The sequence below is a fragment of the Sporosarcina thermotolerans genome (assembly GCF_030067815.1).
Taxonomy (GTDB): domain Bacteria; phylum Bacillota; class Bacilli; order Bacillales_A; family Planococcaceae; genus Sporosarcina; species Sporosarcina thermotolerans.
Genome location: NZ_CP125968.1, coordinates 2497844 through 2510787 on the forward strand (window position 1 = coordinate 2497844; position 12944 = coordinate 2510787).

A 12944-nucleotide genomic window follows, 5' to 3' on the forward strand; every position below is an offset into this window, starting at 1 on the left:
GGTATACTATACTATATCCAAACAGAAAAGTTGTCAATTTACTAATCTTATTTTGATAACCGATTGGGGAACCTTTAATGTCGGATACTATATTACGCGTGTCAGACCTGCATGTTTCATTTGCCGGAAGGGAAAAAGATTTTGATGCAGTGCGCGGCGTCAGTTTTGAATTGAAGAGAGGGGAAACATTAGGCATCGTCGGGGAATCTGGCAGTGGAAAAAGCGTCACTGCACGTTCTATCATGCGTTTGCTTCCTTCCCCTCCTTCCTATATAAAGCAAGGCAAGATCGAATTTCAAGGGCAAGACCTTTCCTTGAAAACAGAGAAAGAAATGGAAAGCATCCGTGGGAAAGAAATCGGAATGATATTCCAAGATCCGATGACCTCTTTAAATCCGACTATCCGGTCGGAAAACAAATTGCCGAAAGTCTCGTAAAACATAGAGGTTTATCCAAAGCGGAAGCGAAAGAAGAAGCGATTGAGCTATTGCAACTTGTCGGCATCAAAGACAGTGAAAAGCGATTCAATCAGTATCCCCACGAATTTTCAGGCGGCATGCGTCAACGTGTCATGATTGCCATCGCGCTCGCGTGCAGGCCTTCTCTGCTAATCGCAGATGAGCCGACAACTGCACTTGACGTTACAATTCAAGCGCAAATCTTGGAGTTAATGAAGAGTATGCAACAGCGTCTCGAAACATCCATCATCCTGATTACACACGACTTTGGCGTCGTGGCAGGAATGTGCGACCGGGTCGTTGTCATGAAAGACGGAGAAATTGTCGAAACAGGCACAACGCTTGAGATATTCGAAAATCCACAGCATCCCTATACGAAAAAACTGTTGAATGCATTGCCACGTCTTGATGAAAAGAAGAAGCCGAAACGTCCTCCTCATATTAAGGAAGGTATAGATGCATCGATTCCTCTCGTTCAAGTGAATTCACTGCGCCAGCATTTCGACAGCGGAAAAGGTGAATTGACGAAAGCGGTCGATGATATCAGCTTCTTCATCCGTCCAGGTGAAACACTTGGACTTGTCGGCGAATCCGGTTCCGGTAAATCGACAACCGGCCGTGCCATCTTGCGGCTCAATGAACCGACAGCGGGCGACGTTCTCTACCAAGGAATTGCCGTCAATCGATTATCGAAAGATGAAATGAAAACGATGCGCCGCCATATGCAAATGATCTTCCAAGATCCATATTCATCGCTTAATCCGCGCTTCAAAGTGCTCGATATTATCGGGCAGGCGCTTGATATTCATAAATTAAGCAGTTCAAAGTCGGAACGGAGAAAACGAGTTGAAGAACTGCTTGATATGGTGGGATTGAAACCGGAGCACGCCAATCGCTATCCCCATGAATTCTCAGGGGGCCAGCGCCAACGTATCGGAATTGCCCGCGCATTAGCCGTCGAACCTGACTTCATCGTCTGCGACGAGCCATTGTCAGCACTCGACGTTTCGATTCAAACTCAAATCGTCGACTTGCTCGAGGATCTTCAACATCGGCTCGGACTCACCTATTTATTCATTGCCCACGACCTGTCGATGGTAAAGCATATAAGCGACCGGGTCGCCGTCATGTACGCCGGCAAAATCGTCGAACTTGCGGAAAGCGAAGAGCTGTACAGCAACCCATTGCACCCGTACACAAAATCATTGCTCTCCGCCATCCCGATTCCCGATCCACGGGTTGAAGCAAACAAAAAACGCTACATCCCGGAAGAAGACAACACCGTAGACCGCTACAACCTGCAAAACGCCCAATTAGTCGAAGTGTCAAAAGGACATTGGGTCGCGATTTGAAGTAATTATCTACCCTTTTATAAAAAACCACTTTCCTGCTCATTTTCATAGGAAAGTGGTTTTTTAGGTCTAAAAGCTACACGACAAACTATTCGTTTTTTTTATTGTTTGGGTTAACCCCATTCGGTTCAATCCCAAACTGTGCTACTCCTTGGGAACGGAATTCACTTGGCTCTTCCTGAAAAGAGAACCCTTTTTGCAGCTTATCCACCGGATCCATTCCATTTGGTTCCGGACCAAGTTCACTGTCTTTCGTATTATCAGAAAGCGCTTGGAGTGGGGTTGCGGTATCTTTACCATTTTCAACGAATTCATTTCTGAATTCCTCTCCCCTTCTCTCATTCCACTGTTCTTCTTCTGAATACAATTCATTAAATTTCTTATCCATTGTGGAATCCTCCTTTCTTTAATACAAATAATTCATCGCCTTATTTAATTTAATAACCGTTTATGTAAGGCTGCAAACATTTTCATTATAAGGATACACTGTATACAAAGTATTCCGGATATTCAAGGAGGGGTTCTATTACTCCAATAATCATGATATAGTATTTAATACTTTAACACACTAAAGCGTTAAAGTAATTCAACTAATAAAGGGGAGATTATGATGAAAAAGTTTATGATGGTTTTGATTGTTTCACTTAGCACTGTACTATTTATGACTGGTTGCGGAAGTTCGAATTCCAATTCAGCATCGAAAAAGGATACTCTCATCATAGGCGTAGATGATAAATTTGCTCCAATGGGTTTCAGAGATGAAAATAACGAACTGACTGGTTTTGATATTGAATACGCGGAAGCTGTCGCGGAACAAATGGGGATGACTGTTAAGTTTCAGCCAATAGATTGGAAAACGAAAGAAACAGAATTGAGTAGTGGAAGAATCGATCTAATATGGAATGGTTATACAATCACTGATGAACGAAAAAAGAAGGTTTTATTTACCAAGCCGTATTTGAAAAACGCTCAAGTCATTGCCACATTACAAAACTCGGATATTGCTCAGTTGAAAGACCTCTTAGGAAAGGCCGTAGGATTACAAGCACTATCTTCAGCATCAGATGCATTGAATGCAAATCCTATCAGCTCTGAGGTTAAGTCAGTTTCAGAATATGCCGACAACGTACTTGCCTTATCTGATTTGAAAGCCGGTCGCGTAGAAGCGGTAGTCATCGATGAAGTCGTCATTAATTATTATATGGCAAAAGAAGAAGGCAGCTTTAAAGTAATCGAAGAGTCTTTGGCACCAGAATTGTATGGGATTGGCGTCAAAAAAGGCAATGAGGAACTACTTGAAAAATTACAAGCAGCTATAGACAAAGTGAATGCTGACGGCACCGCTTCTGCTATCTCTGAAAAATGGTTCGGGGAAGATAAGATTCTGAAATAAGGTGAGCTTTAAGGGGGTGCAAAATTATGACGATTGATTATTTAATTTCCATATTACTACCAATGCTTGAAGGGGCTCGCGCGACAGTCATACTATTTATCATCGCCATCATTGCTTCAATCCCGTTAGGATTCCTGTTGACGTTAGCAGTTAGAAGTTCGATTAGACCCCTCTCATGGCTTGCGAGTTCTTATATCTATGTAATGAGGGGAACGCCGCTATTATTGCAGCTTCTCTTCTTAGTCTTTGGCCTACCGCATATTCCGGGCATTGGTCAATATTTAGTTATAGATAGATTTGTTGCTGCATGTTTAGGCTTTATCTTGAATTATGCTGCATATTTTGCAGAAATTTTTCGAGGTGGCTTACTTGCAATCGATAAAGGGCAATACGAAGCCTCAAAAGTGTTAGGTTTAAATAAATTCCAGACACTTGTCCATATTGTTCTACCTCAAATGTTTCGGATTGCCTTGCCCGCAGTTGCAAATGAATCGGTCACATTGGTGAAAGACACTGCCTTGTTATATGCAGTGGCAGTTCCGGAGTTATTGCATTTTGCACAAACAGCGGTCAATCGTGATTTCACCATAATTCCGTTTGTAATGGCAGGCATCATTTATCTACTCATCACAATATGCCTAACATTTATCTTCAAATGGTTAGAACGCCGTTTGCAATATGAATAATTGTTAAGGTACCTGTGCAAGAAACATTCATGATAATTCAATCAATTTTAATATGTATACATTAATCATAATAAAACATTATATACTCAACGTTTTAGTTTTATATTTATGCAATTGTAGTGTATAAACTGAATAGTTCGCTACACAGGTACCTAAAAAGGAGTGAAGTCATGTCTATTTTACAAGTGAACAAGTTGAAAAAGTCATTTGATCAACTGCAAGTGCTTAAACAGATCAGTTTTGATGTGGATAAAAATGATGTCATCGCTGTAATTGGGCCTTCGGGTTCCGGCAAAAGTACAATGCTTAGAAGCCTCATTCACCTCGAAGAGATTGACGGTGGAAGTATTGCCGTACATGATGAATTCCTCGTAAACGAAGGCATCTATTCATCCCCAAAACAAATCAAACAAATTACGTCCCGAATGGGAATGGTATTTCAGCATTTCAACCTCTCCCCCATTTAACTGTAGTGGAGAATTTGGAAATTGCACCAAAGCTTTTAAAAGATGGAAATGCTCAAAAGAATCGTAAAGCAAGCTTGGAGTTACTTGAGAAGGTCGGTCTTTCGGATAAAGCAGATGTGCTGCCAGCTAAACTTTCCGGTGGCCAAAAACAACGTGTTGCAATTGCGCGGGCTTTAATGAGGAAGCCAGACATTCTATTATTTGATGAACCAACTTCCGCCCTTGATCCCGAATTGACTGGCGAAGTACTTACAGTTATCAAAGATCTTGCCAAGGAGCGAATGACAATGATCATCGTGACGCATGAAATGGACTTTGCGAGAGATGTCGCAAACAAAGTTCTTTTTATGGATAATGGTGAAATCGTTGAATCGGGAAATCCTTTGGAAGTTCTCGTACATCCAAAAATGGAACGAACGAAAAAATTTCTAAATCGAACGAGCTTATAAAATCACATTCACTTATACGTAATAAGAAAGAGTCAGTCTAAAATCGACTAACTCTTTCCATGGAATTAAAAATCATATTCTTCATCTTTTTTCTTACGAATGGCCTCGAAAGCATCCGCTGTCATTACCGTATCCTCTACAAGTCGTTCCAACCGGAAAAGGATATCATCGTTGACAATTTCCTTACGTAAAAAGTCCTTTTCTTCAATGAAGACATAAGTCGGAACGATATGAGCCTTCATATAGGCCAAAACTGGTTTCAACTGCTGCTCGACCATCAAATAATGCTTTGCAGTACCGGCTGTTACGACGATGCTGACAACCTTTTCACGGAATGCATTAACTGGCAACAGGTCAAAGATATTTTTAAGTGTAGCGGGAATGGATGCCTGGAATACCGGCGTCCCAATGATAATGGCGTCTGCTGCCATTATTGTTTCCGCAACGTATTTTGTATCCCCTTCATATTCGAAATAATTACGTCCATCACTAAATTCCACTTTATAATCAGCTAAATCAAGAAGCGTGATTTCATGTTCAGGATACTTTTGTTTAAACATATCCACTGTTTTCAGCATAGCAGTTTTAGTCTTCGAACCGACGATTGAGCCGGATAATGCTACAATTTTCATTTTAGTTCCCTCCCCTGCTTTATTGGGCTGTATATTTCTTTATCGCCGGAATGATATCGTTCCCGATAATTTCGATGTTCTTCATAATTTTCTCAAATGGCACGCCGCCAAAGTCAATTTGAGCCATGAAGCGCTGCATGCCGTAAAGTTCATATTGGTAAAGCAGTTTTTCGATTATTTCTTCCTTACTCCCTACCATCAATGCATCACGTGTGTCGGGTGCTTGGGCGAATTGCTGTTTAGGATAGCCACTGCCACGAATCGCTTGGAAACCGCCATTAATATGAGGATACATACCTTGTAAAGCCTCTTTTGTTGTGTCTGCAACATAGAAAAGACTCGTTGTCGCAATCGGTAAATCATTCGGCCCGAACCCACTTCGCTGAGCTGCTTCGCGATAGGCTTCTACAGAAGGTTTAAAATTAATGGCTGGGCCGCCCAAAGTTGTCAACATCATCGGGATTCCCATATATCCTGCTTTAATGGCACTTGCTGGTGGACCTCCAACCGCACGCCAAATTGGAATTGACCATTTTTCGGTTGCGGCAAAATCTGCGCTTTTTGTAAAGGTGCACGGTATTCGCCTTGCCAAGTTATATATTCTTCTTCATTTATTTTTTTCAGCAGTTCCAATTTCTCTTCGAAAATTTCTTCGTAGTCTTGTAAATCCACACCAAGGAGCTGATAGGCACCTACACGAGATCCACGTCCAGCAACAATTTCTGCGCGTCCATCGGAAATCAAGTCAATGGTTGCAAAGTCCTCATACACGCGTACAGGGTCTGATACACTCAACACCGTTGCCGAACTTGTAATCTTAATCTTTTTTGTTGCTTGAGCAATGGCACCTAAGACAACGGTATGCGCTTGTGTAGTAAAGTAACTTTGGTGACTTTCACCGACTCCGAAGACATCAATCCCCGCTTGTTCCGCCAATTGACTTGCTTCAATTAATTCATTAATTCTCGCTTGGGCGGATTGGCACTCGCCAGTGAGCGGATTGGGATAAGATCCCCCAATGAATAAAGCCCAAATTCCATCCCTTTTGAAGGGTCGATTCGATATTGTTCCACTATTATTCCTCCTCAATAGGTTGCAGTATTTCTTCTATTTCAGCACGTCGACTTTCTAAAAATGGAGGCAGATCCAACTGTTCACCGAGGGTTTCGACATCCCCATCGATTGTAAACCCTGGCCCATCTGTCGCAATCTCAAATAGGATGCCGTTTGACTCCCTAAAGTATAGGCTTTTGAAGTAAAAGCGGTCCACGATACCGGAAGTATGGAAGCCACGTGCGCGAACTATTTCATCCCAATAAGATAGCTCTTCATCATTTTTCACACGTATCGCCAAATGATGGATGCTGCCTCGTCCTGGTCTTTCAGTTGGTCCATCCAAAGATTTAACAACGATTTCACCAAACACTTCACCACTGACTGATTGGAAAATAGCCTCGTCCTCCGAACGCGATACTTCTGTGTACCCAAACATTTCCGTCAGCGTTTTCGCTATTTTTTCAAGTCTACGGACCGTTATTTCAACGGAACCCATTCCTTGAATCTGATGCTCCATCGGAACAGGCGACTTTTCCCATGTCTCCCAATGGGAAACTTTCGCGCCTTCCGATACAAGAAGTACCATGCGAAGCCCTTCATGATCCTCAAAGTGTAGGGCAGGTTTATTTGCATACTTTGTTATGTCGCCATGATGTACACCGTATTCCTCAAATCGCGCTTTCCAATACGTTAAGCTATCTTCCGTTGGTACCAGTAAACCAATTTGAGTGATGGCATTCGTTCCTCGGTGTGTGCGTCCCGCGGCAGGTATTTCAAAGAATGACAACTCTGTCCCCGGACTTCCTGTTCGATCACCGTAAAATAAGTGATACATCGTCGGCGAATCTTGGTTCACTGTCATTTTCACACGGCGTAAACCAAGAATATCCCTATAAAAGCGATTATTCGGTTTTGCATCCTTCGTAATCATTGAAATATGATGATGACCCGGAATTGTATACATAAATAGTTCCCTCCTTTTATTAGTTGACTAATCAAGTGATGAAATAAAAAAAATTATCGTTTCGACATTTTTTCTTCGCTATTTTTCTGCACGCGGGAGATTAGCGAGTATAACGTTTTTTGTTCATCGTCGGATAATGACTCATCGAAAAATGACGACTGAAATGTGAGTTGGGCATCAAAAGCATTATTCAGCTTTTCACGTCCCTTTGTTGTTAGGAAAATTGTTTTCGTTTTCCATTCCTGCTTACGTTCCACAAGTCCATCTTTCTCAAGACGTGCAAGCATACGTGATATGCCCCCTTGCGTTACCGTGACTTTCTCGGCTAAATCACATTGTGTTAACGGTTCATAGGTTGAGATTTGCATCAATACATCGAATTGTGCAGTCGTTAAATCGAATTGCTTTAAGTATTCATTGGAAAGCAAGTTGCTTTGATGCGTAAAACGAACAAGACGCAGCCATATTAATGAACCACGAGTATTTTTATTCACAACAGCTCCACTCCCTTTCGTTACTATCAATTTACCACTCAAATGATAAAACAGCAACAAGAATATCTCGAATTAAAGACATTCTTGTTGCTTACATCACACGTACTAGTCAATTTTAGCCACTCTAGTTAACGCTTAATAGCGCTTCATGAGCAGTTTTCAAGAACTCCTCAAATGCAGACACCTTCAACGGTCTACTATAGTAATATCCTTGTCCATGTATTGAACCATTTTTTTTAAGTTCATCAACATGTTCCTTCAGTTCGACCCCTTCGGCAATAACATTTAATCCAATGGAGTTTGCCAAGTTAATGATTGCTTTTGCAATTTCCTTACTTTCCCTATTTTCATGAATATCCTTTATGAATGATTGGTCGATTTTCAATGTATCAATCGGAAGATCTTTTATATAACTTAATGAACTATAACCTGTTCCGAAATCATCGACTGATATACTAATACCTATTTTTTGAATTTCTTTCAAAATCGGCGCTATGCTATTGACATTCGCAAGAACACTTTCGGTTATTTCAAATTCAAGGTTTTTAGCATCTATTCCTGTTTCGCGAACTATCGACTTAACTTTATCGATAAAATTAGGATCCTCTAACTGACGAACTGAAATATTTACGGATAAACGTAAGGGTGGGAAATCATTGTTCTGCCATGCAAATGCTTGAAAACAACTTTCTTTAAGAATCCATTCCCCTAACGGAATGATTAACCCAGTTTCCTCTGCCAATGGTATGAATTTCAATGGAGGAATAATCCCCAAATCCGGGTGTTCCCATCGAACCAATGCCTCCATCCCAATTATCTCATTGGTGGACATATCCATTTTCGGTTGATATTCCAAGTAGAATTGTTCCTCTTTGATCGCTTGTCTTAATGCGCTTTCGAGTATTCGACGTTCCAAAGATTGATGTTCCAATTGTTTATTGAAAATCATAAAGTCATTTTTACCACGCTCTTTTACGTAATAAAGTGCAGTATCCGCATTTTTGACCAGATCTTCTGGAGAATCACCATGATCCGGATAATGCGCTACACCAATACTGCAAGCTATTGAAAACGCATGTCCAAACTTGTTTATGGGCTTTTGAATCTGACCCAATATATTCTCAACAATTTCAATAACTTCTTTTTCATCTTGTACATCTCTAATCATGACAACAAATTCATCCCCGCCAAATCGTGCTGCAACATCTTTTGGACGAATAATTGAGCGTATCCTTTTAGCCGTTTCTTGAAGAGTTAGGTCCCCAACATCATGTCCCCATTGGTCATTTATTTGTTTAAAATTGTCTATATCAATAAACAGTACGGAAAGTTTAGATACAGGTGATTTTCGATGCATTACCTCATTAAGAAGCTTGTTCATAAATGAACGTCGATTTGGAAGACTCGTCAATGAGTCATGAAATGCTAATTGATAAATGGCTTTTTCAGCGTCTTTTCGTTCGCTTATATCGCGCATTACAAATAGTAATAATTCGTTGTCACTATGTGAAAGTGAATGATTATTGATACTGACGATATTAGCCTCAACGTTTATAAAAAACCCTTCATTGAGAATGAGGCGGAATTCGCTGTTTAATATGTTCTTTATCGTTCGATTAGAGTAGGTTTTTATCTCGTTTTTTATGGTATCTCTATCATCTTGATGATCATTTCAAAAAGATTATTCTTTTCCCTTTCCCATTGTGGAAGCTCATTATGTAACACTTTTTCAAACGATGGAGATATGTATTGAAACGTACCATTTCGATCAATGACTGCAACAAAGTCCGTTAAGTTTTCAACAATAACCTGGTGGATATCGTCACTATTTGTATCCAAATTATTATCCTCGATTAAAGTTGGATGCCCCAAATTGGCTGCATTCAATGTTAAACCATTTGGCTCGTTTAATTCTAATTCAACTAAAATTTCTACCTCTTTACCAACCAATACTCCGCCAGTCTCCAATATTGTATTCCAAGTTAGGCCAAATTCTTCACGGTTAATAATTGCTTCTGCTCTATAACCGTAAACATTTACCCGCGCGGACTTATCGCTTTACCGCCAAATTCAACTGCAAACGTTACCGGTTTCGTTATGCTTTTAATCGTCAAATTTCCTGTCACATCATAACCATATTCACTTTTACTAATAGAAGTTGATATGAAGTCGATTGTAGGGTGATTTTCAATATCAAAAAAGTCTACTGACTTTAAGTGTTTATCCCGTTCCCGATTATTAGTGTTTATGCTGCTCCCTTGAAATTGGAATACTATACTCGCGGTTGTTAAATCCTCTATATCATCGGCTTCTACATTTGCCGTAAAGTTAATAAATTGACCTTTTACATTAGATACCATCATATGCTTCACTTTAAATCCAACTATGGAATGCGCATAGTCTACAATCATGTTCCCCATCAGTTAACCCCTTTCCTATCAATCTATTAATCACTTTACCAATCAAATGTTAATCAAGCAATAAAAATACCTTGAATTCAAGACAAGTTGTTTTTATGACAATCTTGGGTTAGTAAGCATAAAAAAATTGGCCTTGTAAAAAGTACAGGCCAATTAGATTTATTTCGATCGAATCAACTTTTCAATCTCATCCATTGAAATTTTCGTTGCCTGAGCTACTTCTTCAAACGACATACCCGTTTCAAGCAAGCTTAGGATGATATTTCTTTGTCCTTCCGCTAAACCCTCTTCCTTTGCATCCAACTCCCTTTGAAGCTGGTCTTTTAATCCGATCTCTCGAGCAATGGCGAGGGCACGTGTTTTAGGATCTTGACTAAGTCGACGGATTTCGTCATAAGCATCTTGTAATGTGGAGCTTTCCATGGCTAATGCCTCCTTCAATTGTTGGTTTCCTTTTAAGAACAGCAGCCATTTTCCCAATTCATCCAAATAGGACATTTGTTTTTCGGTTACTTTCGGAAGTTCCAGAACATGGATTTCGGCATGGCGAGAAAACAACGCTCCATTTTCCGAATCGATTAATTGAAATTTACTATGGAAATGTGGTTTTGACAACAAATGAAAGTCCGTAATCACTATTTGAATGGATTTTTTTAATTCTGTATAACTTTTTCCGGTTTCTTCTTGACTGGCATACATCTTCGCCCAATATACTAACATACGCTCCCTGAATGCTTGATGTCCCCTAACCTGCATTTCGATGTTGACTTGCTCTCCGTTGTCTGTAATGACTCGTAAGTCCATTACTGATGCCTTGTCGACTGAATGGACAATCTCGATTGTTGGGTCTGTCAATTCTACAGATAAAAGATTACCACCTATAATAGCATTCAAGAAGTTAAGCAATAACCGATTGTTCCTCCTGTCAGCGAAAAAAGCTTTAAACACGACATCATTTCGTAAATCTAATAGTTCAACATCATAAGAATTCTTCTGCTCCATCAGCAATGCCACCGTCTCTCACACCCCCGCCCCTTTTCTTCATAATAAAACATTTGTTCCCATAAATCAAATATTATGAAAGTTATTTTAAAAGATTTCAAAAAATACACCCTCCTAAGCCAAGGAAGGTGTACAATCACTACTTTTCGCCGGAATTTATAATCAATAATTCCTGACTTTTAGGTAAGGTTCACTTAACCTTCAAAGAAACAAGCGCATTGTGTATGGCCTCGAGTTTCGTTTCAAGCCGGTGCAAGAGATAAAAAGATACAAAAATCGGAAAACCGATTTGCTGTATGAAAGTTAGCCATTGTTCCATTTTGAATCCGCCTCCTCCATATTTAATGTAATGAAAAGGCTCCCCAGCCAAGCTGGAGAGCCGTTTTAGTTATGCTTTTAACACTTCATCTACTGTACGCTCGATAACACGAGCGCCCCTTACTGTCGCAAGAAAAGAGCCATCCACTTCAAACACTTGCGAATCGATAATTTCCTGCATGGCTGCCTCCACTTCGGTTGGAGTCAAATCAGCTCGTGGCTCGTCCACTGTTAGGGATGTATGTTTTCCCACAGCAGTCGTGAAGTTCAATTGTAACGTTTTCGCCATTCCTCATCTCCCCTTTCTAATTAGTTCATAATGTCTGCTGTTTCTACTCGTTCTGCTCCGATTAATGGATATTCGGAGAGCTGTGCCAATTGTGTAAGGGCGATGTAAAGGCTGTCAGCCGTCACCCCTTCTGCGATGCCGCGGTAGGACTTCGATTTTTTGATCAATTTCCCATCATGCGTCATCCCACCATCAAAATACACCTTTCCAACTGCGTTTCTGAATTCGATCGATGCCATCTGCTTTCCCCCTCTCACTTACTATATAGACTCGAAAAGGTGAAAAGGATACTGCCTACCCAAATCTTTTTGAAAAAGATTTTATATTCCTTGAGTCGGGAACATATATTCCCTATAATGAAACCAAGGAGGGAAATGAGTGTGTAAGAGGTTTGAGAAATCGGTAAGATATAGTGAGCTATTGGAAATGATGTAAATAGAAGCTGATGGAACGATTTACTAACAGCGAATCATGGTACTGCAGGTACCGTCACGCACAAAGAAGGAGTAGTGATCTAATGCTCATCCCACAAGAGGCACTTCCCCACTTTGAAAATATGATTTACCTTCCTATGGTCCTGACAATATTGACTAAAGACCAGCAAACTTTCGAAAAGGGTAACTTTAAATTACAGACACCATATATAAAGCTTATCAATCATGCCATCAATGCTGTTCAGACTGAAATGAAGGAGTCATCGGACTATCTACGTCAAAACAAAATGAAACTACTACGAGGCACCATGGGTGATATGTTTACTACATACATATTTCTATACCACGGACGGGAAGAGCAGAGACGTTATTTGAATGTACGTTTGAAAAACCGGACGGAAGAGCTTATGGAATTGTATCTGAATTCTGCTTCTCATTAAATTTCCACTTGTTTCAGTCCCTTACCAACTACCGTTCCGTGTCGAAGAAACAAAAAGAGGCAGGAAATTGTTAACGGGTTCGGTTGTTGG

13 protein-coding genes and 5 pseudogenes are annotated in these 12944 nt (G+C 40.4%); 7 read left to right on the forward strand and 11 right to left on the reverse strand.

Features of this window, described 5'->3' with window-relative positions:
* Positions 1-77: 77 nt before the first annotated feature.
* The 3 genes and pseudogenes from QNH10_RS21230 to QNH10_RS20715 all read left to right on the forward strand — a co-directional run.
* Positions 78-347, forward strand: a pseudogene (locus tag QNH10_RS21230) (ATP-binding cassette domain-containing protein); the annotation flags it as partial.
* A pseudogene (locus QNH10_RS21375) lies at positions 281-826 on the forward strand (ATP-binding cassette domain-containing protein); the annotation flags it as partial. The pseudogenes QNH10_RS21230 and QNH10_RS21375, both read left to right, overlap by 67 nt.
* On the forward strand, positions 806-1810 hold the full coding sequence (locus QNH10_RS20715) for an ATP-binding cassette domain-containing protein (RefSeq protein ID WP_488199570.1): 1005 nt from the start codon (positions 806-808) through the stop codon (positions 1808-1810). The pseudogene QNH10_RS21375 and the gene QNH10_RS20715, both read left to right, overlap by 21 nt.
* An 88-nt stretch (positions 1811-1898) precedes the next feature.
* On the opposite strand, the gene QNH10_RS14200 is transcribed toward QNH10_RS20715, so the two are convergent.
* The gene (locus tag QNH10_RS14200) at positions 1899-2198 is read right to left on the reverse strand and encodes a hypothetical protein (RefSeq protein ID WP_283732048.1); all 300 of its coding nucleotides are present in this window, start codon (positions 2196-2198) and stop codon (positions 1899-1901) included.
* Between the two features lie 222 nt (positions 2199-2420).
* On the opposite strand from QNH10_RS14200, the gene QNH10_RS14205 reads away from it, so the two are divergent.
* The 3 genes and pseudogenes from QNH10_RS14205 to QNH10_RS14215 all read left to right on the forward strand — a co-directional run bounded on the left by QNH10_RS14205 (position 2421) and on the right by QNH10_RS14215 (position 4805).
* Positions 2421-3203, forward strand: a complete 783-nt coding sequence (locus tag QNH10_RS14205) for an amino acid ABC transporter substrate-binding protein (RefSeq protein WP_283734652.1) — start codon at positions 2421-2423, stop codon at positions 3201-3203.
* Between the two features lie 26 nt (positions 3204-3229).
* Positions 3230-3889, forward strand: coding sequence for an amino acid ABC transporter permease (locus QNH10_RS14210; protein ID WP_283732049.1), 660 nt, complete (start codon positions 3230-3232; stop codon positions 3887-3889).
* A 170-nt stretch (positions 3890-4059) separates the two neighbouring features.
* Positions 4060-4805, forward strand: a pseudogene (locus tag QNH10_RS14215) (amino acid ABC transporter ATP-binding protein).
* Between the two features lie 65 nt (positions 4806-4870).
* Here the strand turns inward: QNH10_RS14215 and QNH10_RS14220 are convergent.
* From QNH10_RS14220 to QNH10_RS14265, 10 genes and pseudogenes are all read right to left on the reverse strand, one after another.
* The gene (locus QNH10_RS14220) at positions 4871-5437 is read right to left on the reverse strand and encodes an NADPH-dependent FMN reductase (RefSeq protein ID WP_283732050.1); all 567 of its coding nucleotides are present in this window, start codon (positions 5435-5437) and stop codon (positions 4871-4873) included.
* Between the two features lie 19 nt (positions 5438-5456).
* Positions 5457-6510: pseudogene (locus QNH10_RS14225) on the reverse strand (LLM class flavin-dependent oxidoreductase).
* Positions 6511-6512: 2 nt separating this feature from the next.
* Positions 6513-7457 (reverse strand): ring-cleaving dioxygenase, encoded by a 945-nt coding sequence (locus tag QNH10_RS14230; protein WP_283732051.1) that lies wholly within the window; start codon positions 7455-7457, stop codon positions 6513-6515.
* Between the two features lie 53 nt (positions 7458-7510).
* A complete protein-coding gene (locus tag QNH10_RS14235) occupies positions 7511-7951 on the reverse strand; it encodes a MarR family winged helix-turn-helix transcriptional regulator (protein WP_283732052.1) in 441 nt (146 codons plus the stop codon).
* 124 nt (positions 7952-8075) lie between these two features.
* On the reverse strand, positions 8076-9428 hold the full coding sequence (locus QNH10_RS14240; protein WP_283732053.1) for a putative bifunctional diguanylate cyclase/phosphodiesterase: 1353 nt from the start codon (positions 9426-9428) through the stop codon (positions 8076-8078).
* A gap of 428 nt (positions 9429-9856) precedes the next feature.
* A pseudogene (locus QNH10_RS14245) lies at positions 9857-10371 on the reverse strand (YceI family protein); the annotation flags it as partial.
* Positions 10372-10530: 159 nt separating this feature from the next.
* Positions 10531-11373, reverse strand: coding sequence for an Rpn family recombination-promoting nuclease/putative transposase (locus tag QNH10_RS14250; RefSeq protein ID WP_283732054.1), 843 nt, complete (start codon positions 11371-11373; stop codon positions 10531-10533).
* A 190-nt stretch (positions 11374-11563) separates the two neighbouring features.
* Complete coding sequence (locus tag QNH10_RS14255) at positions 11564-11692, reverse strand: YvrJ family protein (protein ID WP_283732055.1); 129 nt, start codon at positions 11690-11692, stop codon at positions 11564-11566.
* 69 nt (positions 11693-11761) lie between these two features.
* On the reverse strand, positions 11762-11980 hold the full coding sequence (locus QNH10_RS14260; protein ID WP_283732056.1) for a DUF2922 domain-containing protein: 219 nt from the start codon (positions 11978-11980) through the stop codon (positions 11762-11764).
* Between the two features lie 20 nt (positions 11981-12000).
* A complete protein-coding gene (locus tag QNH10_RS14265; RefSeq protein WP_283732057.1) occupies positions 12001-12219 on the reverse strand; it encodes a DUF1659 domain-containing protein in 219 nt (72 codons plus the stop codon).
* Positions 12220-12497: 278 nt separating this feature from the next.
* On the opposite strand from QNH10_RS14265, the gene QNH10_RS14270 reads away from it, so the two are divergent.
* The gene (locus tag QNH10_RS14270; protein ID WP_283732058.1) at positions 12498-12854 is read left to right on the forward strand and encodes a YhjD family protein; all 357 of its coding nucleotides are present in this window, start codon (positions 12498-12500) and stop codon (positions 12852-12854) included.
* The last annotated feature ends 90 nt before the right edge of the window (positions 12855-12944 follow it).